Source organism: Paenirhizobium selenitireducens ATCC BAA-1503, from assembly GCF_000518785.1.
Lineage (GTDB): Bacteria > Pseudomonadota > Alphaproteobacteria > Rhizobiales > Rhizobiaceae > Allorhizobium > Allorhizobium selenitireducens.
Genome location: NZ_KI912495.1, coordinates 228313 through 253283, shown reverse-complemented (window position 1 = coordinate 253283; position 24971 = coordinate 228313). Strand labels below are relative to the sequence as shown.

The following is a 24971-nucleotide window of genomic DNA, read 5'->3' as shown; positions in this document are numbered from 1 at the left end:
ACGGAACGGCCTTATCGGCGCTACGCGACGAAGCGCTGGTGATGAAATCGCTCGGATTTTCCAAACCGTTCATCGCCCGCATGGCAAGGTGCGCCGCGACGCACGGCACGACGATAGAACAGGAAGTGCTGGCAAGCGGCCATGTGCAGGAAGAAGCCTACTATGGGGCGCTGGCGCGGCTTGCAGGCCTGCCCTTTCTCGACGCCATCCCGGACGGCGCCGTTGTCGACGGCAAGGGGCTGGACAGCCAGCTCAAAAGGCCCTGCTCGGTGCGCCTCTACGACAAGACGCGTCCGCCGGTCACCGTGATCGCCCCCGAGGCGCGGCGCATCGACCACCTGCTCGCCAGTCTCGAACGGCATCCCGGGCTTCGCCAGTCGCTTGCCATCGCCTCCGCTTCGTCGATCCGGCGTGCCGCCTGGCAGGCGGGGGCGGAACGGCGGGTGAAGGCGACCATCGACGCGCTGTTCGAGGAGCGCCCGGACTTTTCGGCCCGCACGGTGCTGACCGGACGGCAGGGCTTCTGGGCGGGCGCGATGACGAGCGGCGTGTTTGCGCTGCTCTTGGGCGCACCGGGGATCGCCGTCGCCGTCCTGCATCTCACGCTATCCCTGCTCTATCTCGCGGCGCTGTGTCTGCGTATGGCCGCCCTGGGGCATGGCCAACGCTCCAAAGGCGCGAGGCAAAGGCCAGCCGCGCCAGCGGTCGCTGCGGCGGAAGAGACCCTACCCATCTACACGGTGATGGTGGCGCTCTACCGCGAGGCCGAAGTCGTGGCCCAACTGATCGGCGCGCTCGAGCGGCTCGACTGGCCGCGCGCCCGGCTCGACATCAAGCTGGTCTGCGAGGCCGACGATACGGCGACGCTTTCGGCGATCCGGGCCCTTGATCCGCCCCGGCATTTCGAGATCGTCGAGGTGCCGCCGATGGCGCCGCGCACCAAGCCGAAGGCGCTGAGCTATGCGCTCTCCGGCGTGCGCGGGGACTATGTGGCGATCTTCGATGCCGAGGACCGGCCGCATCCTGGTCAGTTGACGGAAGCCTACCATACGTTTCGCGCCGCACCTGCCGATGTCGCCTGCCTGCAGGCGCCGTTGGTGATCGCCAATATGCGCCAGTCCTGGACCAGCGCGCTGTTTGCGCTCGAATATGCCGCCCTGTTTCGCCGCATGCTGCCGATCCTGGCACGCTATCGCATGCCGCTGCCCCTTGGCGGCACGTCCAATCATTTCCGCGCAGGTCTGCTGAGGGCAGTCGGCGGTTGGGATCCGTTCAACGTCACGGAAGACGCCGATCTCGGCATGCGGCTCTATCGGCTCGGCTATCGATCGGGAACGATCCGCCGGCAGACGCTGGAGGATGCGCCGACGACAGGCGCCGTCTGGCTCGGCCAGCGGACCCGCTGGTTCAAGGGCTGGCTGCAGACATGGCTGGTGCTGATGCGCGATCCGGCCCGGACGATCGACGAAATGGGCTTCGCCGCCTTCGCCACCTTCCAGCTGCTGATCGGCGGCATGCTGATCTCGGCGCTCAGCCATCCGCTCATCCTGGTCTTCATCGCCACATCGGCGGTCGCCATGCTGCAGAAGCCGGCCGAGACGATCGGCCCGTTCGAGGCGATCCTGTTCATCATCGACGTCACCAACATTCTCGGCAGCTACGCGGCCTTCGTGACGCTCGGCACGACGACGATGACGGCGCACGAAAGGAAACTCGTCGGCAACCGCTGGATGGGCGTACCGCTCTACTGGATGATGACCTCGCTGGCGGCCTGGAAGGCGGTGGTCGAACTGCGCTGCAAGCCCTTCTTCTGGAACAAGACGCCGCATCAGCCGCGCCAGACCACCGGGCCGTCCGAGAAGGCGCAAACGCAGATGCAAGCCGGAGCCGTTCTGGTCAAAGAGCCCTGTGATCCTGCCTGCCAACCGTCTTGACTGGAAATGAGCGAGCGCGCACTGATTGGCTTCAGCGGACCGGAAACGATTTCGCCCGGTGCGGTCTGGGCTCTATCATCAGGAGACGCCGGTTTGCCGAAGACACGAGACGCGGGCGCGACAGCCACCTGGCGCAGGCTCCCGGGCGCCATATGGGCGATCGGATTCGTCTCGCTGTTCATGGATATTTCCTCCGAAATGATCCACGCCGTGCTGCCGCTCTACCTGGTGACGGTGCTCGGCACGTCGACGCTGACCGTCGGCATCATCGAGGGGATCGCCGAGGCAACCGCGGCGATCACCAAGGTGTTTTCCGGTGCGCTCAGTGACTGGCTGGGAAAACGAAAGCTGCTGGCCGCCCTCGGCTACGGGCTCGCAGCGCTCACCAAACCGATCTTCCCGCTCGCGCCGAGCGTCGCCTGGCTGATCGCCGCCCGCTTCGTCGATCGCATCGGCAAGGGCATCCGCGGCGCGCCGCGCGACGCGCTGGTCGCCGACATTTCGCCACCGGAGCTGCGCGGCGCGAGCTTCGGGCTCAGGCAATCGCTGGACACGCTTGGCGCCCTTCTCGGCCCACTGCTGGCCATCGTTTTCATGTGGGCGCTCAGCAATGATTTCACCCTCGTCTTCTGGATCGCCGTCATTCCCGCCTTCATCTCGGCCGGGCTGATCATTGTTGCGGTAAAGGAGCCGAAGCGGGAGGCGCCGGTGCGCAAGGTGCGCATGCCGCTCAGCCGCCGCGAACTTCGGCGGCTCAGCACCAGCTATTGGGGGGTGGTGGCGGTCGCGTCGGCCTTCACGCTCGCCCGTTTCAGCGAAGCCTTCCTCGTCCTCAAGGGCCAGGATATCGGCCTGTCGCTCGCCTTCGTCCCGGCTGTCATGGTGGTGATGAATGCCGCCTATTTCCTCTCCGCCTATCCGGTCGGCGCGCTTTCGGACAAGATGAGCCGGACGAGACTGCTCGTCGCCGGCCTTATGCTGTTGCTCGCTGCCGACCTGGTGCTCGCCTTTTCTTCGGGTCTCGCCGGTCTTGCGCTCGGGGCGGCGCTCTGGGGCCTGCACATGGGCTTCACCCAGGGGCTGCTCGCGACCCTCGTCGCCGACACGGCGCCGGCGGAGCTGCGCGGCACGGCCTTCGGCATGTTCAACCTCGTGACCGGCGTCGCATTGCTGGCGGCCAGTGTCATCGCCGGACTGCTGTGGGACGCCACCGGCCCGACCGGCACGTTCCTCGGAGGCGCCGGTTTTACCGTGCTGACGCTCGCGGGCCTGCTGCTGCTCGAAGCCAGACGTCGGAGAAATAGCGTGGCGCGGTGAGCGGGCGGTCTTGAGGATCGGAGGAGGCTGGAGCGGGTGAAGGGAATCGAACCCTCGTATTCAGCTTGGGAAGCTGCTGCTCTACCATTGAGCTACACCCGCGCGGCCCGCACAGTTCCAACAGATGCGACGCGCTGTCAAGGGCGAAACCGACCTGCGCGGGCGCCGATCAGCCGAGGCGGAAATGCTTGGACAGCTTCAGGCCCTGAGCCTGGTAGTTGGAGCCGAGGCCGGAGCCGTAGAGACCTTCAGGGCGCTCCTGCATGTGTTCGTAGACGAGACGGCCGATCACCTGGCCATGCTCGAGGATGAAGGGCACTTCGTGGCTGCGCACTTCGAGCACGGCGCGGCTTCCCGAGCCGCCGGCGGCGGCATGGCCGAAACCGGGATCGAAGAAGCCGGCATAGTGCACGCGGAACTCGCCGACCAGCGGGTCATAGGGCGTCATCTCAGCGGCATAGAGCGGCGGGACATGCACCGCCTCATTGGAGACGAGGATGTAGAATTCATCCGGATCGAGGATGAGCTCGTCGGCGCCGCGGCTGTAGAGCGGCTCCCAGAAGTCAAGCACGTCATGCGCGGCCTTCTTGTCGACGTCGATCACGCCGGTATGGTGCTTGCCGCGATAGCCGATCAGGCCGTGCTCGCCGGTGCCCTTCAGGTCGATCGACAGCGCGATCCCGCCGCCCGAGACGTTCGGCGCTTCGCTGGCGACAAGAGTCTCCGCCGCATGCAGGTCAAGCAGTTCCCGCTCGCCGAGCAGCGCCTGACCGACGCGGAAGCGGATCTGCGACAGGCGCGAGCCGCGCCTAACGATCACCGGGAAGGTGCGCGGGGAAATCTCCAGATAGAGCGGCCCCTTGTAGCCGGCCGGGATCTTGTCGAATTCCTGGGCATAGTCGACCATGACGCGGGTGAAGATGTCGAGGCGGCCGGTCGAGCTCTTCGGATTGGCCGATGCCGACATTGCGGCCGGCAGGTCGAGGCTCTCCATCAGGGGGACGATATAGACGCAGCCGGTCTCCAGCACGGCGCCGTTTTCCAGGTCGATCTCGTGCAGGGTCAGCCGTTCGAGCTTGTCGGCGACGGTGTGGGCGCGCCCCGGCATGAAGCTCGCACGCACGCGCAGGGCCTTTGCGCCCAGGCGAAGGTCGAGGCTGGCCGGCTGGATCTGGTCATGATCGAGCATCATCTCGCTCATCAGCCGGCCTTCGCCGAAGAGCGTGCCGATGGCGCTGTCGGAGAGAATGCCCGTGGTCCTGGTCATCTTGCGTCTTCCTGTTTGGGGCCGACAAAACCAAAGTCGAGGAATTGACGCAAGCCCGCGATGGGCGTATGGCAAGCTTATCCCGTGGTGATTTGGCCGGTCGGCTTGCAGCCACGTTAAACAAATGGCTAAAGAGACCGGGTGCTAGAAACCGGTCCGATTTCGCGACCGGTTTTTTTGTATTCGAAAGGCTGAAAGGCATGAGCAAGAACTGGCGTCCGGCAACCCAACTGGTCCATGGTGGAACTCTTCGCTCGCCCTATGGCGAGACCTCCGAGGCGATCTTCCTGACGCAGGGCTTCGTCTACGAAAGCTCGGAAGCGGCGGAAGCACGCTTCAAGGGTGAGACGGACGGCTATATCTACGCTCGCTACGGCAGCCCGACCAACGACATGTTCGAAAAGCGCATGTGCCTGCTGGAAGGTGCCGAAGACGCCCGCGCCATGGCCTCGGGCATGGCCGCCGTCGCCGCCGCCGTGCTGTGCCAGGTGAAGGCCGGCGACCACATCGTCGCCGCCCGCGCCCTGTTCGGCTCCTGCCGCTATGTCGTCGAAACGCTGGCGCCGCGCTACGGCGTGGAATGCACACTGGTCGACGGCCGGGATCTGAAGAACTGGGAAGCGGCGATCCGGCCGAACACCAAGGTCATGTTCCTCGAAAGCCCGACCAATCCGACGCTCGAAGTCGTCGACATCGCCGGCGTCGCCAAGCTCGCCGACCAGGTCGGCGCCACGCTGATCGTCGACAATGTCTTCGCCACCCCCCTCTTCCAGAAGCCGCTCGAACTCGGCGCCCATGTGGTCGTCTATTCGGCGACCAAGCATATCGACGGACAGGGCCGCTGCCTCGGTGGCGTCGTACTCTCGTCGAAGGACTGGATCACAGAGAACCTGCAGGACTATTTCCGCCATACCGGCCCGGCCATGTCGCCGTTCAATGCGTGGACACTGCTGAAAGGCGTCGAGACTCTGCCGCTGCGCGTCAAGCAGCAGACGGCGAATGCCGCGGCGATCGCCGACTTCCTGGCCGAGCAGCCGCAGGTCGCCAAGGTGATCTATCCCGGCCGCGCCGACCATCCGCAGGCCGACATCGTCGCCAAGCAGATGACCGGCGGCTCGACGCTCGTCGCCTTCGAGATGAAGGGCGGCAAGGACGCTGCGTTCAAGCTGCAGAACGCGCTGGAGATCGTCAAGATTTCCAACAATCTCGGCGACGCCAAGAGCCTGATCACCCATCCGGCCACAACGACGCACAAGAACCTGACCGACGAGGCGCGTGCCGAACTCGGCATGTCCGGCGGGACGGTGCGCCTGTCCTGCGGCATCGAGGATACGCAGGACCTGCTTGAGGACTTTGCTCGCGCCATCGCGTCCGTCGGCGCCTGAGCGCGGCTCCAGCACTGCAAGGCCCCAGAAAAGTCCGGGTGAGCGTCTTGCGCGCCCGGACCGCGGCCCTTAACCCCAACCATTAGCATTAACAACGAAATCTCTGCCGGACCGGTCGCTTTGACCGGCCGGTGCGCTTGTATTTTTCCTTCATCGCGCCATGCTGTAGGCTATGCTTAGCGAAGCTTTAAAAAGGTCCCGTGCATGTATCGCGCCGTGACACGCGACATCGAGGTCAGTGTCGAACCTTATTACCTGGAGGAGCAATCCGATCCGGAGGACAGCCGCTATGTCTGGGGCTACCGCATCGTGATCGCCAACCACTCGACGTTGCCGGTGCGGCTGATGCACCGCTACTGGCACATTACCGACCAGAACGGCCAGGTCGATGAGGTGCACGGCCCCGGCGTCATCGGCGAACAACCGCGGCTGAGACCCGGCGACACGTATGAGTATTCGTCCGGCTGCCCGCTCGACACCCCATCGGGCATGATGTTCGGCCACTACCAGATGGAAGCCGACGACGGCGAGGTCTTCGAGGTCGCCATTCCCGCTTTTTCCCTGGATGCGCCGGGCATGGTGAGGGTGCTGAACTGAAACCGGCAGGGCTCGAGACCCTGCCGCTGTATTCCTTCGATCTCGCCCCTGCTCAGGCGTTGACGACTTCCGCCGCCTCATAGCGATAGGTGGTCGAACAGAACTCGCAGGTGACCGCGATCGCGCCATCCGTCTGGCTGGCATCGATCTCTTCCTGCGAGAAGCTCGACAGCACGCCCTTGATCTTTTCGCGCGAGCAGCTGCAGCGGTCATAGACGGCATGTGGCTCATAGACCCGGACGCCGCGCTCGTGGAACAGCCGGAACAGCAGGCGCTCCACGCCGATCTGCGGATCGGTCAGCTCGTCGGCGTCGATCGTGTCGACCAGCATGCGCGCTTCCGCCCAGGCGTCGTCCTCCGAGTGCGGCCGGTCACCATTGTCGCCGTCACCGCCATGCAGGTCGGAGTGGCGCATGCGTTCCGGCGCCTCGGGCAGGAACTGGGCGATCAGCCCGCCGGCACGCCAGGTGCGGCGGGGGCGCCCTTCCTCGTCGCGATCGAAGAACTCGGCGGCACCGAGGCGCACACGCGTCGGGATCTGCTCCGACTGGCGGAAATAGACCCCGGCAATATCCTCCAGCGAGGCGCCGTCGAGCGGCACGATACCCTGGTAAGGCTGCATGAAATTGCCCTGGTCGATGGTCAGCGCCAGCACGCCCGCACCCAGCAACTGCTCGGGCGAGGCGCGGCCGGCGGCGACGGCCTCGGCCAGACGCTCCTCGTCGAAGCGGGCATAGGCGCGGACATTTTCCGGCGAGGCGAAATCAGCGACCAGCAGGTCGACCGGACCGTCGCTCTTGGTCTGGACGGTGAACTTGCCCTCGAACTTCAGCGAGGTGCCGATCAGCACGGTGAGCACGATCGCCTCGGCCAGCAGCCGGGCGACCGGCTCGGGATAGTCATGGCGGGCAAGAATTGCATTCAGCAAGGGACCGATCTGCACGGCGCGACCGCGCACGTCGAGCCCTTCCACCTGGAAGGGCACAACCCGGTCATCACCGGCGAAACCGAATTCGCCAAGCTCGGCAGGCCTGTTCATCATCATTGTACTCCTGGCGCCTTGGCGCTCGAACATGGCGAGGCGCTGGGCCTCTTTCTCAACGGCACAAATGGGAACCGGGCGGAAAAAGATCAAGCGCGGCGAAAGCACTTGTTCCGCCGCGTGTTCCTCAAGCTTGTGCCGCCGCGATCAGATGGCGCCGAGGCACCAGGCCAGGATCGACTTCTGCGCATGCAGGCGGTTTTCCGCCTCATCGAACACGACCGACTGCGGACCGTCAATCACCTCGTCGGTCACTTCCTCGCCGCGGTGGGCCGGCAGGCAGTGCATGAACAGCGCGTTCGGCTGGGCCTGCTTCATCAGCGCGGTATTGACCTGGAACGGCTGAAACACATTGTGGCCGCGTGCCTTGTGCTCCTGGTTCATCGAGATCCAGGTATCGGTCACCACCGCGTCGGCACCGTCCACGGCGCGCTCCGCGTCATGGCACAGCATGATCTCGCCGCCATTGTTACGCGCCCAGTTGAGGATCTTGTCGTCCGGCTCGGAACCCAGCGGCACGGCCATGTTCATGCGGTAGCCGAAGCGGGCCGAGCCCTCGACCAGCGAATGCAGGACATTGTTGCCGTCGCCGGTCCAGGCGATGGTCTTGCCCTTGATCGGGCCGCGATGCTCCTCGAAGGTCATCACGTCGGCCATGATCTGGCAGGGATGGGTGCTGTCGGTCAGCGCGTTGATCACAGGAACGGTGGCGTGCTCGGCCATTTCCAGCAGCCGCGAATGATCCGTGGTGCGGATCATGATCGCGTCGACATAGCGCGACAGGACCTTGGCCGTGTCGCCGATGGTTTCGGCGCGGCCGAGCTGCATTTCGGTGCCGGACAGGAACAGCGTCTCGCCGCCGAGCTGGCGCATGCCGACGTCGAAGGAGACGCGGGTGCGCGTCGACGGCTTTTCGAAGATCATCGCCAGCATCTTGCCGGCGAGCGGCTTTTCGGCGGTGCCGGCCTTGGTCGACTGCTTGCGCGTCTTGGCGTCCTCCAGGATCAGCCGGAGGTCGGGTGCCGTCATGGCGGAGAGATCGAGAAAATGCTTCGGGGATGCCATGTCTTGCTTACCTGCCCTGGTTTTACGACGCCGCTGCGAGCTTGCCCTGCAAATGCTCGGCCGCCTGTTCGATACGCTTCAACCCTTCCCTTGCCTCTTCGACCGTGACGATGAGAGGCGGCAGGAGGCGGATGACGTTGTCGCCGGCGGGAACGCCCAGCACATGCTCCTCGCGCATCGCCATCAGCAGGTCGGTGTTGGGGACCTTGGCCTTGATGCCGAGCATCAGGCCCTCGCCGCGGATCTCCTCGATGATATCGGGATAGCGGTCCTTCAGCGATGCCAGTCCCTGGCGGAAAATCAATGCCACGTCGCGGACGTGATCAAGGAAGCCATCGGCCAGCACGACATCGAGCACGGCATTGCCGACGGCCATGGCGAGCGGATTGCCGCCATAGGTCGAACCATGGGTGCCGGCCTTCATGCCGGAGGCTGCTTCTTCCGTCGCCAGGCAGGCGCCGAGCGGGAACCCGCCGCCGATGCCCTTGGCAACCGCCATGATGTCCGGGGTGATGCCGGCCCATTCGTGGGCGAACAGCTTGCCGGTCCGACCGACGCCGCACTGAACTTCGTCCAGCACCAGCAGCAGTCCGTTGTCGTCGCAGATCTGGCGCAGCGCCCGGAGGAATTCGTTGGAGGCGGTGCGCAGGCCACCCTCGCCCTGCACCGGCTCGATCAGGATCGCCGCCGTCTCCTCGGTGATCGCCGCCTTTACCGCGTCGAGATCGCCGAACGGCACCTGGTCGAAGCCGGGGGCCTTGGGGCCGAAGCCTTCAAGATACTTCTCCTGGCCACCGGCGGCGATCGTCGCGATGGTCCGTCCATGGAAGGCGCCTTCGAAGGTGATGATGTGGAAGCGCTCGGGATGGCCCTTGGCGAACTGATAGCGGCGCGCCGTCTTGATCGCGCATTCCAGTGCCTCGGCGCCCGAATTGGTGAAGAAGACGCGATCGGCGAAGGTCGCCTCGGTCAGCCGGCGACCGAGCGTCTCCTGGCCCGGGACATCATAGAGATTCGAGAGATGCCAGACCTTGCCGGCCTGGGTCGTCAGCGCCTCGATCAGATGCGGATGGGCGTGGCCGAGCGAATTGACCGCGACGCCGGCCGCGAAGTCGAGATAACGTTCGCCACCCTCGGTCACCAGCCACACGCCCTCGCCTCGCTCGAACCGCAAGGGCGCGCGCATATAGGTCTGATAGAGGGGAGAGGCTTCGGCCATGATGAAAACACTCCTTCGGGAGGGCTTGACGGGACTACGGGCGCTTCTGATCTCGCGGCGAACGGCGCCTTGAAAAATCAAAAATGCCGCCTTGCGGCGGCGGGGCACTATCGACATTTCGACCTTGCCTGTCAACGAAACAGCGCGGCGCGCCTGAATTTTCGGCCCTGCCGGAAGCACGACAGCGACTTTTGGCCGCCCGCACCGGCGCGACGCGCCAAGGTAGCAAGTTGGGGAAAACTCCAAAATCGATTCGCGATGATTCGCCCGACTCTTGTCACGGAGTCAGCCCGGCACTAGGTTAACAGTCAATAAAGAAACTGCATGCGGCGGAACCAGTCACCGACAGTATCGAGGCGAGTTTGTTTCGGATCCTTCCGAAGCAACGGTGAGCGATTCTGCCATCACATATCGCGAGCGGCGGAGAGATAACGGCATGAATTGGACTGATGAGCGCGTCGAGAGACTGAAGCGTCTCTGGTCGGAGGGCTTGAGCGCAAGCCAGATCGCAGCACAACTGGGCGGCGTCAGCCGCAATGCCGTCATCGGCAAGGTTCACCGACTGAACCTTCCGGGCCGCGCCAAGGCCGGCGGCAGCTCGGCTGCGACGCGCGCCGCCAAGCGCCCGGCCCCCGCGCCGCGGGCAACGACCTTCCCCTCGCGCGTCGCGACCCGCACGGTCACCCGCGCCTCGGGCACCAACATGCTCAAGGAAGAGATCGAAATCGACGGCATCGAGGAGATCGCGGTCTCCCCGAGCCGGGGCGTCATTCTGCCGATTTCACGCAAGCTCGCCCTGACCGAACTCACCGAACGCACCTGCAAGTGGCCGATCGGCGACCCGATGAAGGACGACTTCCACTTCTGCGGCTGCGAATCCGCCGACACGTCGCCCTATTGCAGCTATCACGCCAAGCTGGCCTATCAGCCGGTCGGCGAGCGCCGCAAGGCGGCGAACGCGGCACCGCGCTGAGCGCAGCCTCCGGCAGCCAGTGAAAATGCAAAACGGGCCGTAGAGGCCCGTTTTTTGTTGGTCTGACTGAACGGTTCGTGCCGCTCAGGCTTCCATCGAGTAGCCGGCGCCACGGACCGTGCGGATCACGTCCTGCAGGTTGGAGAAGTTCAGCGCCTTGCGCAGCCGTCCGACATGAACATCCACCGTGCGCTCGTCGACATAAATGTCGTGGCCCCAGACGCCGTCCAGCAGTTGAGAACGCGAGTAGACGCGGCCGGGCGATGCCATGAGAAATTCCAGAAGGCGGAATTCCGTCGGACCGAGGCGCACTTCGCGGCTCTTGCGGTGAACGCGATGGGTCTCCCGATCAAGCTCGATATCCCCGCAGCGCAGCACGCTGGAGAGCACTTCCGGGCGGGCACGGCGCAACATGGCCTTGACACGGGCCATCAGCTCCGGCGTCGAGAACGGCTTGACGACGTAGTCGTCTGCGCCGGTCGCAAGTCCGCGGACCCGCTCGCTCTCCTCGCCGCGCGCCGTCAGCATGATGATCGGCAGACGCTCGGTTTCGGGGCGCATGCGCAGACGGCGGCAAAGCTCGATGCCGGACACGCCGGGCAACATCCAGTCGAGGATCAGCAGATCCGGGACGCGTTCCTGCAGGCGCAGTTCCGCCTCGTCCCCGCGCAGGATCGTTTCAACCTCGTAGCCTTCAGCTTCGAGATTGTAACGGAGCAGGACGCTGAGGGCTTCCTCGTCCTCGACGACGGCGATTTTGGGGAGCATGTCGGTCGATAACCTCTCGAATGCAGCCGAGTTATTCGGTGACGGCGCCGAAGGAAGAGGTCATGTCATCCTTCGGTCGCTCGCCCTCGGGCTGGTCGCCCGTGGCCATGTAGTAGATGGTCTCGGCGATGTTGGTCGCATGGTCACCGATGCGCTCGATGTTCTTGGCGCAGAACAGGAGATGGGTACAGCTGGTGATGTTGCGCGGATCTTCCATCATGTAGGTCAAGAGCTCGCGGAAAAGCGAGGTGTACATGGCGTCGATTTCCTCGTCGCGATCACGGATCGACTTGGCCTTTTCGACCGAGCGCGTGGTGTAGACGTCGAGCACTTCCTTGAGCTGGATCAGGGCCAGTTCGCTCAGATGCTCGAGGCCACGGGCCAGCTTGCGCGGCACGCCGGTCGCCTGGATGGCCATGACGCGCTTGGCATTGCTCTTGCCGAGATCGCCGACGCGCTCCAGGTCGTTGGCGATGCGCAGCGCGCCGATGATTTCGCGAAGGTCGGCTGCGACCGGCTGACGGCGGGCGATGGTGATGATCGCCTTGTCGCCGATCTCGCGCTCGGCGGCATCCATGATCACGTCATCGGAAATGACCTTCTGGGCCAGCGCCGCGTCGGAATTGACCAGCGCACGCACGCTGTCGCCGACCATCTGCTCGGCCAGGCCGCCCATCTCGATGATGCGGCGCATCAGGTATTTCAGTTCTTCGTCATAGGCGGTGTAGATATGCGATGCCGACATGTTCGTTGTCCTTGAAATTGGTGTCCGCTCGATCAGAAGCGCCGTCTCAGCCGAAGCGGCCCATGATGTAGTCCTGCGTGCGCTGATCGTCCGGATTGGTGAACATCTTGTCCGTGTCGTTCTCCTCGACCAGCAGGCCGAGATGGAACATCGCGGTGCGCTGCGACACGCGGGCCGCCTGCTGCATCGAGTGGGTGACGATGACGATGGTGAAGTTGGCACGCAGTTCGTGGATCAGTTCTTCAACCTTGGCGGTGGCGATCGGGTCGAGCGCCGAGCAGGGCTCGTCCATCAGGATGACTTCCGGGCTGACGGCAACCGCGCGGGCAATGCACAGGCGCTGCTGCTGGCCACCGGACAGGCCGGTGCCCGATTCCTGCAGGCGGTCCTTCACTTCGTTCCACAGGCCGGCCTTCTGCAGGCTGCTTTCGACGATCTGGTCAAGATCGGCCTTGGAACGGGCCAGGCCATGGATGCGCGGGCCGTAGGCGACGTTTTCGTAGATCGCCTTGGGGAACGGGTTCGGCTTCTGGAAGACCATGCCGACGCGGGCGCGCAGTTCGACCACGTCGATGGAGGGGTCGTAGATGTCCATGCCGTCGAGCGTGATCTTGCCGGTGACCCGGCAGCTGGCGATGGTATCATTCATGCGGTTCAGGCACCGCAGGAAGGTCGACTTGCCGCAACCGGACGGACCGATGAGCGCCGTCACGGTGTTCTTGCGAACATTCAGATTGACGTCATAAAGCGCACGCTTCTCGCCATAGTACACCGACACGTCTTGGCCGATCATCTTGTAGTCAACTTCGGTCATTTTCTGTTCCAGTGCCTTCTCTACAGCTGCGTCTGACAACATGTTCATCTCTTGGCTCCTTACCAGCGCCGCTCGAAGCGACGGCGGAGAATGACGGCAATCAGGTTCATGCACAGCAAGAACACCAGCAAGACGATGATCGCACCCGATGCACGTTCAATGAATGCCGGATCACCGCGCTGCGTCCAGTTGTAGACCTGAACCGGCAGGGCCGAGGCCGGATCGAAAAAGCCTTCCGGAGGGGACCTCGGATACTCCCGCACGAACGCCACCATGCCGATCAGCAGGAGGGGCGCGGTTTCGCCGAGCGCGCGGGCGAGCCCGATGATCGTTCCCGTCAGGATGCCGGGCATCGCCAGCGGCAGGACGTGGTGGAACGTCGCCTGCATCTTCGACGCGCCGACGCCAAGTGCGGCGTCGCGGATCGATGGCGGCACCGCCTTCAGCGCGGCGCGCGTGGCGATGATGATGGTCGGCAAAGTCATCAGCGTGAGCACGAGGCCACCAACGACCGGCGCCGACTGCGGCAAGCCCACGAAGTTGATGAGGACCGCGAGCCCGAGAATGCCGAAGACGATGGAAGGCACGGCTGCAAGATTCGCGATGTTCACCTCGATGAGGTCGGTGAAGGGGTTCTGCGGCGCGAATTCCTCGAGATAGATCGAGGCGGCGACGCCGAGCGGCAGCGACAGCACGAGCACGATCAGCATCATGTAGGCCGAGCCGATGATGGCGACGCCCAGGCCCGCCGCCTCCGGACGCGTATCGGACGCATCCGGCGCGGTGAAGAACGACCAATTGAAACTGCTCGTCAGGATGCCCGCGGTCTTCAGCTTGTCCGCCAGCATCAACTGCTCGGGAGAGACGTTGCTGTCGAGCTCGGCGCTCGCCATCGTCACGCGTCCCTTGTAGTAGCCGTCGATGCGGCCGGCGGCGAGCAGATCGAAATGCACGGTCTGGCCGATATTTGCGGGATCGGCGATCACGAGCCTGCGCAGATCCGCAGGCGCTTCCTTGGAGATCAGCGCTGCGGCCGTCTTCGCGTCGAGCCCTTCGACGGCGACGCCCTTTGCGGCCATCGCATCCTTGAGGGCCGTTTCGATCAGCGGCAGATAGCCGAAGGTCGAGATCTTGGCGATCGCCTCTGGATTGCGGCTGCCATCTTTGTCCAGCTTGGCCGGATCGAGATAGATGTCCAGGCTGATATAGGTCTGGCGGAAGGAGGACAATCCGCTCGTGAAGATCGACGTCAGCAGGCCCACAAGCGCGAGTACGCCAATGGCTACCGCGATTATGCCCAGCATGCGAAAGCGGCGCTCGGAAGCATTGCGGCGACGGATTCTCGCGCTGTCGGTCAGCACCGTCCTTCGAAGCGTGTCAGCGGTGAAGTCGGTCATTCGTACTGCTCCCGGTATTTGCGGACAATGTAGAGGGCCAGCACGTTCAGCCCAAGCGTAATGACAAAGAGTGTGAGACCGAGGGCGAATGCCACCAGAGTCTCGGGACTAGCGAATTCGGTGTCACCCGTCAGCTGGCTGACGATCTTGACAGTCACCGTCGTCATCGCCTCGAACGGATTAAGCGACAGCTTGGCGGAGGCGCCCGCGCCGAGCACCACGATCATGGTCTCGCCGATCGCGCGGCTCGCCGCCAGGAGAATGGCGCCCACGATGCCCGGCAGGGCGGCCGGCAGAACGACCTGCTTGATCGTTTCCGACTGCGTGGCCCCGAGGGCGTAAGCCCCATCGCGCAGCGCCTGCGGAACGGCGTTGATAATGTCGTCGGACAGCGAGCTGACGAACGGAATGATCATGATACCCATCACGATACCCGCCGTCAGCACCGACGAGGAAGACGTTCCCAAGCCGAGCGGCTCGGCGAGCCAGTCCCGCAGAAACGGCCCGAGGGTGACGAGCGCGAAGAGGCCGTAGACAATCGTCGGGATGCCGGCAAGGACCTCGATCGCCGGCTTGACGAAGCTGCGCGCAGTCGGCCCGGCATATTCGGCGAGGTAGATCGCGATCATCAGACCGAGCGGAACGGCGACGATGAGTGCCACCAGCGAGATGTAGAATGTGCCCCAGAGCAGCGGAAGAATGCCGAGTTCGGAACCGCCGCGGAACTGCGGGTTCCAGACGGTCGAGAAGAAGAATTCCCGCGCGGAGTACATCTTGAAGAAGGAATAGGTCTCGAACACCAGCGAGGCGACGATGCCGATCGTCGTCAGGATCGCCACCGTCGAGGCGGCGATCAGCAGAACCCGGACGAAACTCTCGCTGACATTGCGGGCGCGCATGTCCGGCGAGATGCGCCGGTACGACCAGAAAGCGAGACCGATCGACAAGGCCAGCATCAGTACAGTCAAAGCGGTGTTGCCGGTCTTGGTGTCCTGCCGATAGGTCTTGGCGGCCTCGAACACCTCGGTCGGCACTTCACCGCCCAGCGCCACGCCGACCTCGGCGAGACGGGTGCGCACATTGGTGAAGTCGGCGCGCATGTCGGACAGCTGGCTCTCTTCGAGCCCGCCCTGCGCCAGCACGGCGTCGAGGCCCTCGGCAATGCGCCTGACGTCAGCCATCACGAGGCTGCGTGCGCCGCCGTCGGGAATGGCGCTATCGGGGATCATGCCGCTGACGCGGGTCTCGATGAGCATGGGCTGCACCAGCAGCCAGGCGACCAGGACGAGGAGGGCCGGAACGGCCGCGAACAGCGCGACGGTTTGGCCGTAATAACCAGGAAGGGAATGAAGCTTTCTGCCACGTGCCGCGGCAAGCGACAGCGCGCGCCGCCGGCCAAGAACGTAGCCGAGGACAGCCAGTACCGCCACGACAAGGATAATCATGCCCACGTTCATTTCGCCCGCAACCTCCGGAAACAGTGGAAATCGGCGGCGCGATCATCGCGCCGCCGGATCGTCGTCGGCTGAATTACTTCAGCGGACCCATCGGGGTGCGAGCCTTGACGGCTGCCTGGGTCTTGGCAAGTTCCGGGTCGGAAACGAGGCCGTAAGCGGCAAGCGGGCCATCCGGGCCAGCCATTTCGTCGGAGACGAAGAACTCGACATATTCCTGCAGGCCGGGAACAACGTCGAGATGGGCGTTCTTGACGTAGAAGTAGAGCGGACGCGAGACCGGATATTCGCCGGAAGCGATCGACTCGACCGACGGAACGACACCGCTCATGGTGCCGACGCGCAGCTTGTCGGTGTTGTTCTGGTAGAAGGAGAGACCGAAGACGCCGATGCCGTTCTTGTTGGCAGCGACGCGAGCCAGCGTCTCGGTGTAGTCGCCGTCGATGTCGACGGAAACGCCGTCGGTGCGGATCTGCATGCAGGCCTTGGAAGCCTTGTCCTTCTCACCGGCATTTTCGGCGAGGAGAACGTCGTAGGTGCCATTTTCCTTGCAGCCGTCGACGATGACCTTTTCATCGAAGACTTCGCGGGTGCCGTGCTTGGTGCCCGGGATGAAGGCGAGGATCGGCTGGGCCGGAAGGTCGGCGCGGATTTCGTTCCAGGCCTTGTTCGGGTTGTCGATCAGCTTGCCGTCCTTGACGATCTTGGCGGCGAGAGCCGAATGCCAGTCAGCCGGGGTGAAGGCGTATTCCGGGCCGCTGATGTCGGAAGCGAAGACGATGCCGTCATAGCCGATGCGGACTTCCTGGATTTCCTTGACGCCGTTGGTGGCGCAGGTGTCGATGTCCGACTGCTTGATGCGCGACGAGGAGTTGGCGATGTCGATGGTGTTCTCGCCCACGCCTTCGCAGAGCTTCTTGCGGCCAGCGCCCGAACCACCCGATTCAACGACCGGGGTGGGGAAGTCGGTGTTTTCGCCGAAGGCTTCGGCAACGATGGAAGCGTAAGGCAGAACGGTGGAGGAGCCAGCGATCTGGATCTGGTCACGGGCGACAGCGGCGCCAGTGAAGGCGACCGAGGCAACAAGGGCTGCCGCCGAAAGTTTCAAAACGTTCATTTAGATTTCTCCCGTCATTGGGCTGGTGGGTCGTTGCGACCAAGTTCAGCGTTGTCCGCCAAAGATCAGCACGCCGTTCATACCGATCCTTCCCCCACGCTTTTATGTCAGTTCAATGAAACATTTGTGACAATTCATCCTACTGATTTTGCTGAGCTTTTCAGAATCATGAAGCCGGACGCCCGAGTTTTATGTCAAAAACGCACGGTGAACTCGGTTCCCTGGTCGATTTCCGAGCGGACAATCAGCCTGGCGCGGTGGCGGGTGAGGATGTGCTTGACGATCGCCAGCCCCAATCCGGTGCCTTTCTTCGAGCGGCTGTCGGTCACGCTGACGCGGTAGAAGCGCTCCGTCAGGCGCGGAACATGCTCGGCCGGGATGCCCGGACCGTGGTCGACAATGCTGACTTCGACGGAGCCGCCGGCCGGATTGCGGACATAGACGTCGACGACCTTGCCCTCCTGTCCGTACTTGCAGGCGTTCTCGATCAGGTTCTCGAACACCTGGACGAGTTCGTCCCGATCGCCCAGCACCTCGACCTTGCCGCCTGGAACATGAAGCCGGATTTCGACATCGAGATCGGAGGCGAGCGGCGCCAGGCTGTCGCGCACATGGCCGATGACCGGCACGAGATCGATCATCTGGTCGGGCGCGATGTGGGCTTTCAACTCCAGCCGGGAGAGCGACAGCAGGTCGTCGACCAGACGGCTCATGCGGTTGGCCTGGTCCAGCATAATGGCGAGGAAGCGCTCCTGCGCCTTGGGGTCGGCGCGAGCCGGCCCCTGCATGGTCTCGATGAAGCCGCGCAGGGAGGCGAGCGGCGTGCGCAGCTCATGGCTGGCATTGGCGACGAAATCGCTGCGCATTCGGTCGATGCGGCGCAGTTCGGATATGTCCTTGAACGACAGCAGGAACAGATCCTCCCGCGCGCCTTCTATATGGAGCGGCGCGATGCGGACGATATAGACCCGTTCGGAGGGAAGCCGCTCGGAATGCTCGATCTGGTTCGGCTCGTCAGTGGCGATTGTCTCGCGCACCATGTCGAGAACGCTCGGCGAGCGGAACCGCGCCGAGATATGGAGACCGGGTTCGAGCGCGCCGAAGGCCTTTTCCGCCGCGCGGTTCTGCTCGCGCAGGACGGCATCGCGGCCAAGAACGAAGACCGGCAGCTCGATGGCGCCGAGGACGGCGGAGATCACCGGACCTGACGCGTCGACCTTGTCGACCGGCGACGGTGCAGGTGTGGTCTCGGATCGGGCCACGGGCTGGTCCGCGCCATTGCGCACAAGGATGGCGATGACCGACAGGCCGAAGAGAATTGCCGCAAAGGCCGGCTCCGCGCCGGAGAGATAGGCCGCGAACGAGACGAGCGCGGCGGCGGCGAGATAGGCCCAGCCGGACGCGGCGCGCCGCAGCAGACGTCGCCAGCCAAAGGAATTTCCGCTCAAGAGGCGCCCGCCTTCATGTCTCGTGTCCGATCATCAAACTGCCCTCATAGCGTCGATTCATGACAGATGTTTGCGGGCCGCACCATAACGCACCATGGTTTTCCACGACCCTCACGTTCCTTGAGGATATAAGCAAGGGCTTGAATCCGTGCGGCAAATATGGCCTGACTAGAGCTCGCCCGGCGTCGGCCGCGGCGCGCGGGAGAAAAAAGCATGAACACAGCACCGGAAAGCCGCGCCGTCGAACTGAAGCTCGACGGCGAGATGCGCATCTTCGACATCGACGATCCGAAACTGCCCAAATGGATCGACGACGAATCCCTCGCCTCGGGAGGCTTCCCCTACGAGAAGAAGATGGACGAGGACGAGTATGAGAGCGAACTCGAAAAACTGCAGATCGAACTCGTCAAGGTGCAGTTCTGGCAGCAGAAGACGGGCCAGCGCGTCATGGCCCTGCTGGAGGGGCGCGATGCAGCCGGCAAGGGCGGCGCGATCCATGCGACGCTCTCCTACATGAACCCCCGTTCCGCCCGTGTCGTGGCATTGACCAAGCCGACCGAAACGGAAGCCGGGCAATGGTATTTCCAGCGTTACGTTCCGCATTTTCCGAGCCGCGGCGAGTTCGTGCTGTTCGACCGCTCCTGGTACAACCGGGCCGGCGTCGAACCGGTCATGGGGTTCTGCACGCCGGAACAATACGACGACTTTCTCAAGCAGGCGCCGCGCTTCGAAAAGCTCGTCGAGCAGGACGACATTCACTTCTTCAAGTTCTGGCTGGATATCGGGCGCAAGATGCAGCTCGAGCGCTTCCACGACCGGTGCCACGACCCGCTGAAAATGTGGAAGCTGTCGTCAATGGACATCGCCGCGCTGGACAAGTGGGAAGACTATACCGAGAAGCGCGATCGCATGCTGAAGGAAACCCATACGGACCACGCGCCGTGGACGGTCATCAAGGCGAACGACAAGCGGCGCGCGCGATTGAACCTGATCCGCCACATCCTGCTTTCGCTGGACTACGAGGGCAAGGACCAGGGCAAGATCGGCAAGATCGACGAGAAGATCATCGGCGCCGGCCCCGGCTTCCTGACAAAGGGCTGAATGCGCGGCCGGGCGATCTATTCGCCCGGCAGGATGCGCACCGAATAGAGATTGACGCCGCGGCCGGTGCCGCCGAGATCGCCGTTCAACAACAGGCGGCCGGCTGTGCCGGGCGACATGGTGCGATCGAACGACACGCGGAACAACACGTCGGACTTTTCCGGATTGACGGTAAACCGGTGGCGCGCGCAGTCACCGAGCCGGCCGAAATCGCAGGCAATGGAAATCTGCACCGGCTTGTCGTCGGCCGACTGAAGCGTCACCGCGATGGTCGAGGTTCGCCCGGCCATCTCCTGCAGCACCTCGGTCGGAACCGTGATCTCGGCGCTGCCGTCGGCATCTGCGCTGCGCGAAACCACCTGCACCGCCGTGCCATCGCTCGCCGCGACGACATCGACCAGGGCATTGCCACGGGCCCGGATCGCGGAGATCTGCTTGGGCTCGAACACCTGGATCCAGCTGTCGGAGAAACCGCTCTGCGTATCGAGCACGCGTGGTTCGGCGGTCGTTTCGGCCGGCTGATCCGTGGCAGGCTGGGGAGCCGGTTTTGCCGCCGGTTCGGCGCCGGTGAAATCCTCTTCCTCGGCGCGCGGCGGCGGATTGGGAACGCTGGTATCGCGCTCCGACACGGACAGCAGCAGGCCGGTCGAATACACCCACCAGGCCCCCATGCCGAGCGTGGCGAACAGAATGGAGAGCGCGAAAAGGCGCGAGTAGACGCCGCGGCGCGGCTTGCGCGGCCGGATCGGCGCCTCGGCGCGCACCTCGATCGCCTCGTCGACCGCTTCACCGAGCGGACGCCCGTCCGGCTTATCAACGGACGGCTCGGGCCAATGGTGACGGGACGCGGTCAGGCCTTCGCCGCCTACGGCCGGTGACGGGGTCGCATGACCCGGCTCGCCGAAACGGGGCTCGGCACGCGGCGAGGCCGTGATGGGCGGGGAAACGTCAGGGGCCGAAACAGGTGCAGGCGCTTCAGCGGCTGCGGGGCGCATCGGCGGTTCCGGGGGGCTGACGGCGTCGTCGAGACGGCTGCGCTCCTCCTGCTCGATCGCGTGGATCAGCGCCTCGAGCCGGTGGCGCTGATGGGCGACCGTTTCGGCGTCATTGATGTTCTGCTTGCGCAACCCGCTTTCCAGCGCCTGGCGCGCCGACTGATAGATCCGGGCGCGGGTTTCCGCATTGGTGCGATCCGAGCGCTCGAGAGCGTTTCTGATAGCGGCTTCCAATCCGTTCAAGGGCGATCCTGCTCCTGCCGGCGGCAACTGTCCCGCCACAACTGTGCTTTTAACGATTCGGTAACGGCTGGCGCCGCGATCCGCAAGCCCTGCCGTTTGTGTTACACGGGATACGCAGAAGAAAGTGGCGTTCATGAGGACCGGCCACATCGACGGGCGGGCGCCGGCGCCGGCGCCCCCAGCGGTGAATGCCCAGGCGGCGGCACGAGACACCGCCGGTGGTCTTTTCCTTGCGCCCGGCTTCTGCTAGTTTATTGACGTTTCCGTAAACGTAACATCTAGCGAGGCTCTCCATGGCTCTTCCCCCGGTCCTTTCCGACAATCTCAGGCTTCCGGTGGTGGCCTCGCCACTGTTCATCATCTCCCATCCCGACCTGACGCTGGCGCAGTGCAAGGCCGGCATTGTCGGCTCGTTCCCGGCGCTGAACGCCCGCCCGGAGGCCCAGCTCGACGAATGGCTGGCTGAGATCACCGAGGAACTGGCGAGCCACAATGCCAAGAATCCGGAGCGCCCGGCGGCCCCCTTCGCCGTCAACCAGATCGTCCATCCCTCCAACAAGCGGCTGGAGCATGATCTGATGATGTGCGTGAAATACAAGGTGCCGATCGTCATCTCCTCGCTCGGCGCGGTGCCGGAAGTGAACGCTGCCGTGCATTCCTATGGCGGCATTGTGCTGCATGACGTGATCAACAACCGCCACGCCAATTCGGCGATCCGCAAGGGCGCCGACGGCCTGATCGCGGTGGCGACCGGCGCCGGCGGCCATGCCGGCACGCTGTCGCCCTTCGCGCTCATCCAGGAAATCCGCGAATGGTTCGACGGGCCGCTGTTGCTGGCCGGCGCGATCTCGACCGGCGGCGGCATTCTTGCCGCCCAGGCGATGGGTGCCGACATGGCCTATATCGGCTCGCCCTTCATCGCCACGACCGAGGCGCGGGCGTCGGACGCCTACAAGCAGGCGATCGTCGAAGCCCATGCCAACGACATCGTCTATTCCAATTTCTTCACCGGCATCCACGGCAACTACCTGAAGTCGTCGATCGTCGCCGCCGGCATGGATCCGGACAACCTGCCGGTCGCCGATCCGTCGAAGATGGATTTCGACAAGGCGACCACCGGCGCCAAGGCGTGGAAGGACATCTGGGGCTGCGGCCAGGGCATCGGCGCGGTCAAGGCGGTCGAGCCTGTCGGGGCGGTCGTCGACCGGCTGGAGAGCGAATACCAGGCTGCCCGCGCCCGCCTCGCGCTCTGAGGCCGCCGTTAGGGACCGCAGGGCTTTGCCAAACAGGAAAACCGCAGAAGCGGAAAATCCCGGCTTGAAATTCCGGCGCGATGCCTGTATCAGCGCCGACAGATCAACGAACCGCACGCGCTGCGGTTCGCGTTGGCCGCTTTAGCTCAGGTGGTAGAGCACATCATTCGTAATGATGGGGTCGCAGGTTCGAGTCCTGCAAGCGGCACCACTCAACATCCTCATTTTTGTAAAGTTATCTTGTTGCCCCGGAGATCGGCTGCCTTTGGGCGCGCTCCGCGTCGCCACCGCGGCAGGCCATTTGAGGGTTTCAACGATCTGAATGGCCAACCTATTTTTTTCGTCGCGGCCATCGAATTCCGCTCTCGATCGGCACTTTCGCAGTCCGCAAATCGAGAGTGGGTCCCATGCTCAAGCATGCGAGGCCGGGCTATCGTCCGGGCCTTGGGCTTCGGAGCCACAGATGAAAACAGGAATCTGCCGCGGGTCCAACCCAGGAATTCTTTGAACATCTGCACCGGATGCGCGCGAGGCCCGCTCGAACGCCGCACCGAACGGGCTGCGCCGCCGCCAGGGCGGGCGGCAGCGCTTTCTCGACCCGCCAATCCGCGGAGGTGTTTTACTCCGCGCGACCGACGCTCTCGTAGACGAAACCGTGCTTGCGCGCCTCCGACGGCGTGTAGATGTTGCGCAGGTCGACGAGAACGGGCTGTTTCATCATGCCCTTCAGACGGGGCAGATCGAGGGAGCGGAACTGCTTCCACTCGGTGATGATCACCAGGGCGTCGGCCCCGTCGGCGACCGCATCGACATCGTCATGGTAGGAGAGTTCCGGCATGACGTGGCGGGCCGCCGGCATGCCTTCCGGGTCGTGGGCCTTCAGCGTGGCGCCCTTGTCAAGCAGCGCCTGGACGATCGCCAGCGCCGGCGATTCGCGGATGTCGTCGGTGTCCGGCTTGAAGGTCAGGCCGAGAATGCCGATCGTCTTGCCGCGCAGTTCGCCGCCAAGCGCGCGCTCGACCTTGCGAGCCATGGCACGCTTGCGGGTCTCGTTGATGCCGACGATCGTCTCGATCAGGCGGATCGGGCTGTTGTGATCCTGCGCGGTCTTGACCAGCGCCAGTGTGTCCTTCGGGAAGCAGGAGCCGCCATAGCCCGGTCCGGCATTGAGGAACTTGAGCCCGATGCGGCTGTCCAGACCCATGCCGCGGGAAACGTCCTGCACGTTGGCGCCGACCTGTTCGCAGAGATCGGCGATCTCGTTGATATAGGCAAGCTTCAGCGCCAGGAAAGCGTTGGCGGCGTATTTGGTCAGTTCCGCGGTCCGACGCGACGTGAAGATGACCGGGTGGCGCACCGGATCGAGGGCAGCATAGACCTCCGCCATGATGGAGCGCGCCCGATCGTCGTTCATGCCGACCACGACACGGTCCGGCGCCATGAAGTCATCGATGGCGGCACCTTCGCGCAGGAATTCCGGGTTGGAGACGACAGCCACGTCGGCATCCGGATTGGCTTCACGAATGATCCGCTCCAGTTGATCGCCGGTGCCGACCGGCACGGTCGACTTGGTGACGATCACGGTGAAGCCACTAACGGCGGCAGCCACTTCGCGCGCTGCGGCGAAGACATAGGTGAGATCGGCATGGCCGTCGCTCTTGCGCGAGGGCGTGCCGACCGCGAGAAACACCACATCCGCACTGGCCACCGGTTCGACAACATCCGTGGTAAAACGCAGGCGCCCGGCCGCGACATTCTTGTGAATCAGATCGTCGAGACCCGGCTCGAAGATGGGCACCTCGCCACGGTTGAGCTGGGCGATCTTTTCAGCGGCCTTGTCGATGCACACGACCTCGTGGCCGAAATCCGACAAGCAAACACCCGAAACCAGTCCGACATAACCCGTACCAATGATTGCAATGCGCACGCCCAACTCCATTTGGCTCAATCGGCCGAAGGTGTCTTCGTTCGAACCTGGTCCGACTTACAGTGAAATCGGAGAATTGAGGAAGAAGAACGAACGCCGACTTCTATGCCGTGAATTAGATTTATTGATTACGAGAAGATACTTACCGCATCGCAAAATGAAAACCAAGAGCATCTGTCAGTCAATCCGCGAGAACGCGGCGCGAAGACTCCCTGACCGAGAAAGGCGCCAGACAAGCAAAGGCCCCGCCGAAGCGGGGCCCTGCAAGACAATGCGCGGAACGATCAGATCCAGTAGGGCGGCACGCCGTAGAAGTCGTAGACATTGCGACCGTTGTCGCGATACCAGTCACCATTATCGTCGGCCAGACGCGGAGCGCCTTCAATCTGCTTCTTGGTAAGATCGATGCGGTAGCCGTCGACCGTCTCGTCATAGGTGAGCTTTTCCCAGGGCAGCGGGTAGTAGTCGTCACCGATGCCAAGGAAGCCACCGAAGCTCAGCACGGCATAGGCCACGCGACCGCCACGCTTTTCCAGGATGATTCGCTTGACCGAGCCGATCCGCTCACCGTCGACACCATAGACGGCGGTGCCGTCGACCTTGTCGCTGGCGATCAGTGATGCCGTATCCTTGACATAGGGGTCGCGGTTCGTCGCTTGTGTATTCTGATGCATGGCGCACCCTCCTTTTTCCAGTGTGGCGATGAAGGCGAAACGGTCGCAGCGGCCAGAAAGTTCCCGCCGGTCAAAAGCGCGACGGACGTTTGCCAGGCCGATCGGCGCGGTTGTCTACGCTCCTTGCTGTGCGAAGGTGAGCTACGCCAAAGCCTTGGACGACGGCCGGTGGATTATTGACGCTTACGTCAAGGTTATATAGAGCTAGGGACTTGAACCGGACTGCCAAACGCATA

Annotated in this window: 21 protein-coding genes, 2 tRNA genes and 1 riboswitch; of the genes, 8 read left to right on the top strand and 15 right to left on the bottom strand. The window is 63.8% G+C overall.

Features of this window, described 5'->3' with window-relative positions; translation table 11 throughout:
• Positions 1 to 41 precede the first annotated feature (41 nt).
• Entirely contained in the window at positions 42 to 1934 is a 1893-nt protein-coding gene (locus L867_RS26150; RefSeq protein ID WP_104368064.1) for a glycosyltransferase family 2 protein, read from the top strand.
• A gap of 93 nt (positions 1935 to 2027) precedes the next feature.
• Complete coding sequence (locus L867_RS26145) at positions 2028 to 3251, top strand: MFS transporter (RefSeq protein WP_037174202.1); 1224 nt, start codon at positions 2028 to 2030, stop codon at positions 3249 to 3251.
• 28 nt (positions 3252 to 3279) lie between these two features.
• Here L867_RS26145 and L867_RS0122230 read toward each other — a convergent pair.
• Positions 3280 to 3353, bottom strand: a tRNA-Gly gene (locus L867_RS0122230).
• Positions 3354 to 3420: 67 nt separating this feature from the next.
• Positions 3421 to 4518, bottom strand: coding sequence for a 2'-deoxycytidine 5'-triphosphate deaminase (locus tag L867_RS0122225; RefSeq protein ID WP_028738876.1), 1098 nt, complete (start codon positions 4516 to 4518; stop codon positions 3421 to 3423).
• A gap of 74 nt (positions 4519 to 4592) precedes the next feature.
• Positions 4593 to 4671: riboswitch (SAM riboswitch) on the top strand.
• A 47-nt stretch (positions 4672 to 4718) separates the two neighbouring features.
• On the opposite strand from L867_RS0122225, the gene L867_RS0122220 reads away from it, so the two are divergent.
• Complete coding sequence (locus tag L867_RS0122220; RefSeq protein ID WP_028738875.1) at positions 4719 to 5903, top strand: O-succinylhomoserine sulfhydrylase; 1185 nt, start codon at positions 4719 to 4721, stop codon at positions 5901 to 5903.
• A gap of 204 nt (positions 5904 to 6107) precedes the next feature.
• Positions 6108 to 6500, top strand: a complete 393-nt coding sequence (gene apaG / locus L867_RS0122215; RefSeq protein WP_028738874.1) for a Co2+/Mg2+ efflux protein ApaG — start codon at positions 6108 to 6110, stop codon at positions 6498 to 6500.
• Positions 6501 to 6552: 52 nt separating this feature from the next.
• Here apaG and L867_RS0122210 read toward each other — a convergent pair whose 3' ends face one another.
• The 3 genes from L867_RS0122210 to L867_RS0122200 form a co-directional block, all read right to left on the bottom strand.
• Positions 6553 to 7542, bottom strand: coding sequence for an Hsp33 family molecular chaperone (locus L867_RS0122210; RefSeq protein WP_028738873.1), 990 nt, complete (start codon positions 7540 to 7542; stop codon positions 6553 to 6555).
• Positions 7543 to 7689: 147 nt separating this feature from the next.
• Positions 7690 to 8607: an ornithine carbamoyltransferase gene (argF, locus tag L867_RS0122205; protein ID WP_028738872.1), complete on the bottom strand. Its 918-nt coding sequence runs from the start codon at positions 8605 to 8607 to the stop codon at positions 7690 to 7692.
• 22 nt (positions 8608 to 8629) lie between these two features.
• Positions 8630 to 9826, bottom strand: a complete 1197-nt coding sequence (locus tag L867_RS0122200; protein ID WP_028738871.1) for an aspartate aminotransferase family protein — start codon at positions 9824 to 9826, stop codon at positions 8630 to 8632.
• 436 nt (positions 9827 to 10262) lie between these two features.
• Here L867_RS0122200 and L867_RS0122195 point away from each other — a divergent pair, with 436 nt between their 5' ends.
• Positions 10263 to 10799: a GcrA family cell cycle regulator gene (locus L867_RS0122195; RefSeq protein WP_028738870.1), complete on the top strand. Its 537-nt coding sequence runs from the start codon at positions 10263 to 10265 to the stop codon at positions 10797 to 10799.
• A gap of 84 nt (positions 10800 to 10883) precedes the next feature.
• Here the strand turns inward: L867_RS0122195 and phoB are convergent, their stop codons facing one another.
• From phoB to phoR, 7 genes are all read right to left on the bottom strand, one after another.
• Complete coding sequence (gene phoB / locus L867_RS0122190) at positions 10884 to 11567, bottom strand: phosphate regulon transcriptional regulator PhoB (RefSeq protein ID WP_028738869.1); 684 nt, start codon at positions 11565 to 11567, stop codon at positions 10884 to 10886.
• Between the two features lie 31 nt (positions 11568 to 11598).
• Positions 11599 to 12312 carry a phosphate signaling complex protein PhoU gene (gene phoU, locus L867_RS0122185; protein WP_028738868.1) on the bottom strand — a complete coding sequence of 238 codons (714 nt, stop codon included), beginning with the start codon at positions 12310 to 12312 and terminating at the stop codon, positions 11599 to 11601.
• 46 nt (positions 12313 to 12358) lie between these two features.
• Positions 12359 to 13174: a phosphate ABC transporter ATP-binding protein PstB gene (gene pstB / locus L867_RS0122180; RefSeq protein ID WP_028738867.1), complete on the bottom strand. Its 816-nt coding sequence runs from the start codon at positions 13172 to 13174 to the stop codon at positions 12359 to 12361.
• 11 nt (positions 13175 to 13185) lie between these two features.
• Complete coding sequence (gene pstA / locus L867_RS0122175) at positions 13186 to 14523, bottom strand: phosphate ABC transporter permease PstA (protein ID WP_028738866.1); 1338 nt, start codon at positions 14521 to 14523, stop codon at positions 13186 to 13188.
• A complete protein-coding gene (pstC, locus tag L867_RS0122170) occupies positions 14520 to 15980 on the bottom strand; it encodes a phosphate ABC transporter permease subunit PstC (protein WP_028738865.1) in 1461 nt (486 codons plus the stop codon). Before pstC ends, pstA begins: the two co-directional genes overlap by 4 nt.
• 73 nt (positions 15981 to 16053) lie before the next feature.
• Positions 16054 to 17094: a substrate-binding domain-containing protein gene (locus L867_RS0122165; protein WP_028738864.1), complete on the bottom strand. Its 1041-nt coding sequence runs from the start codon at positions 17092 to 17094 to the stop codon at positions 16054 to 16056.
• A 194-nt stretch (positions 17095 to 17288) separates the two neighbouring features.
• A complete protein-coding gene (phoR, locus tag L867_RS0122160) occupies positions 17289 to 18542 on the bottom strand; it encodes a phosphate regulon sensor histidine kinase PhoR (protein ID WP_408606003.1) in 1254 nt (417 codons plus the stop codon).
• 213 nt (positions 18543 to 18755) lie between these two features.
• On the opposite strand from phoR, the gene ppk2 reads away from it, so the two are divergent.
• A complete protein-coding gene (gene ppk2 / locus L867_RS0122155) occupies positions 18756 to 19643 on the top strand; it encodes a polyphosphate kinase 2 (protein WP_028738862.1) in 888 nt (295 codons plus the stop codon).
• Between the two features lie 17 nt (positions 19644 to 19660).
• On the opposite strand, the gene L867_RS0122150 is transcribed toward ppk2, so the two are convergent.
• Positions 19661 to 20881 (bottom strand): hypothetical protein, encoded by a 1221-nt coding sequence (locus tag L867_RS0122150; protein WP_028738861.1) that lies wholly within the window; start codon positions 20879 to 20881, stop codon positions 19661 to 19663.
• A gap of 293 nt (positions 20882 to 21174) precedes the next feature.
• On the opposite strand from L867_RS0122150, the gene L867_RS0122145 reads away from it, so the two are divergent.
• Together L867_RS0122145 and L867_RS0122140 are read left to right on the top strand one after the other, a co-directional pair.
• A complete protein-coding gene (locus L867_RS0122145) occupies positions 21175 to 22134 on the top strand; it encodes an NAD(P)H-dependent flavin oxidoreductase (protein ID WP_028738860.1) in 960 nt (319 codons plus the stop codon).
• A 135-nt stretch (positions 22135 to 22269) separates the two neighbouring features.
• A tRNA-Thr gene (locus tag L867_RS0122140) sits at positions 22270 to 22345 on the top strand.
• Between the two features lie 408 nt (positions 22346 to 22753).
• Here the strand turns inward: L867_RS0122140 and L867_RS0122135 are convergent.
• Positions 22754 to 24061: a UDP-glucose dehydrogenase family protein gene (locus tag L867_RS0122135; protein ID WP_028738859.1), complete on the bottom strand. Its 1308-nt coding sequence runs from the start codon at positions 24059 to 24061 to the stop codon at positions 22754 to 22756.
• 284 nt (positions 24062 to 24345) lie between these two features.
• Positions 24346 to 24735 carry a PRC-barrel domain-containing protein gene (locus L867_RS0122130; RefSeq protein ID WP_037174197.1) on the bottom strand — a complete coding sequence of 130 codons (390 nt, stop codon included), beginning with the start codon at positions 24733 to 24735 and terminating at the stop codon, positions 24346 to 24348.
• Positions 24736 to 24971: the final 236 nt, after the last annotated feature.

Bases quoted from the DNA above. Each gene is read 5' to 3' on its own strand.
- ppk2 (WP_028738862.1), top strand. From the start codon at position 18,756: ATGAACACAGCACCGGAAAGCCGCGCCGTCGAACTGAAGCTCGACGGC.
- L867_RS0122220 (WP_028738875.1), top strand. From the start codon at position 4,719: ATGAGCAAGAACTGGCGTCCGGCAACCCAACTGGTCCATGGTGGAACT.
- phoB (WP_028738869.1), bottom strand. From the start codon at position 11,567: ATGCTCCCCAAAATCGCCGTCGTCGAGGACGAGGAAGCCCTCAGCGTC.
- phoU (WP_028738868.1), bottom strand. From the start codon at position 12,312: ATGTCGGCATCGCATATCTACACCGCCTATGACGAAGAACTGAAATAC.
- pstA (WP_028738866.1), bottom strand. From the start codon at position 14,523: ATGACCGACTTCACCGCTGACACGCTTCGAAGGACGGTGCTGACCGAC.
- L867_RS0122145 (WP_028738860.1), top strand. From the start codon at position 21,175: ATGGCTCTTCCCCCGGTCCTTTCCGACAATCTCAGGCTTCCGGTGGTG.
- L867_RS0122195 (WP_028738870.1), top strand. From the start codon at position 10,263: ATGAATTGGACTGATGAGCGCGTCGAGAGACTGAAGCGTCTCTGGTCG.
- pstB (WP_028738867.1), bottom strand. From the start codon at position 13,174: ATGAACATGTTGTCAGACGCAGCTGTAGAGAAGGCACTGGAACAGAAA.
- L867_RS0122130 (WP_037174197.1), bottom strand. From the start codon at position 24,735: ATGCATCAGAATACACAAGCGACGAACCGCGACCCCTATGTCAAGGAT.
- apaG (WP_028738874.1), top strand. From the start codon at position 6,108: ATGTATCGCGCCGTGACACGCGACATCGAGGTCAGTGTCGAACCTTAT.
- L867_RS0122210 (WP_028738873.1), bottom strand. From the start codon at position 7,542: ATGATGAACAGGCCTGCCGAGCTTGGCGAATTCGGTTTCGCCGGTGAT.
- L867_RS26150 (WP_104368064.1), top strand. From the start codon at position 42: ATGAAATCGCTCGGATTTTCCAAACCGTTCATCGCCCGCATGGCAAGG.
- L867_RS0122200 (WP_028738871.1), bottom strand. From the start codon at position 9,826: ATGGCCGAAGCCTCTCCCCTCTATCAGACCTATATGCGCGCGCCCTTG.
- pstC (WP_028738865.1), bottom strand. From the start codon at position 15,980: ATGAACGTGGGCATGATTATCCTTGTCGTGGCGGTACTGGCTGTCCTC.
- L867_RS0122165 (WP_028738864.1), bottom strand. From the start codon at position 17,094: ATGAACGTTTTGAAACTTTCGGCGGCAGCCCTTGTTGCCTCGGTCGCC.
- L867_RS0122225 (WP_028738876.1), bottom strand. From the start codon at position 4,518: ATGACCAGGACCACGGGCATTCTCTCCGACAGCGCCATCGGCACGCTC.
- argF (WP_028738872.1), bottom strand. From the start codon at position 8,607: ATGGCATCCCCGAAGCATTTTCTCGATCTCTCCGCCATGACGGCACCC.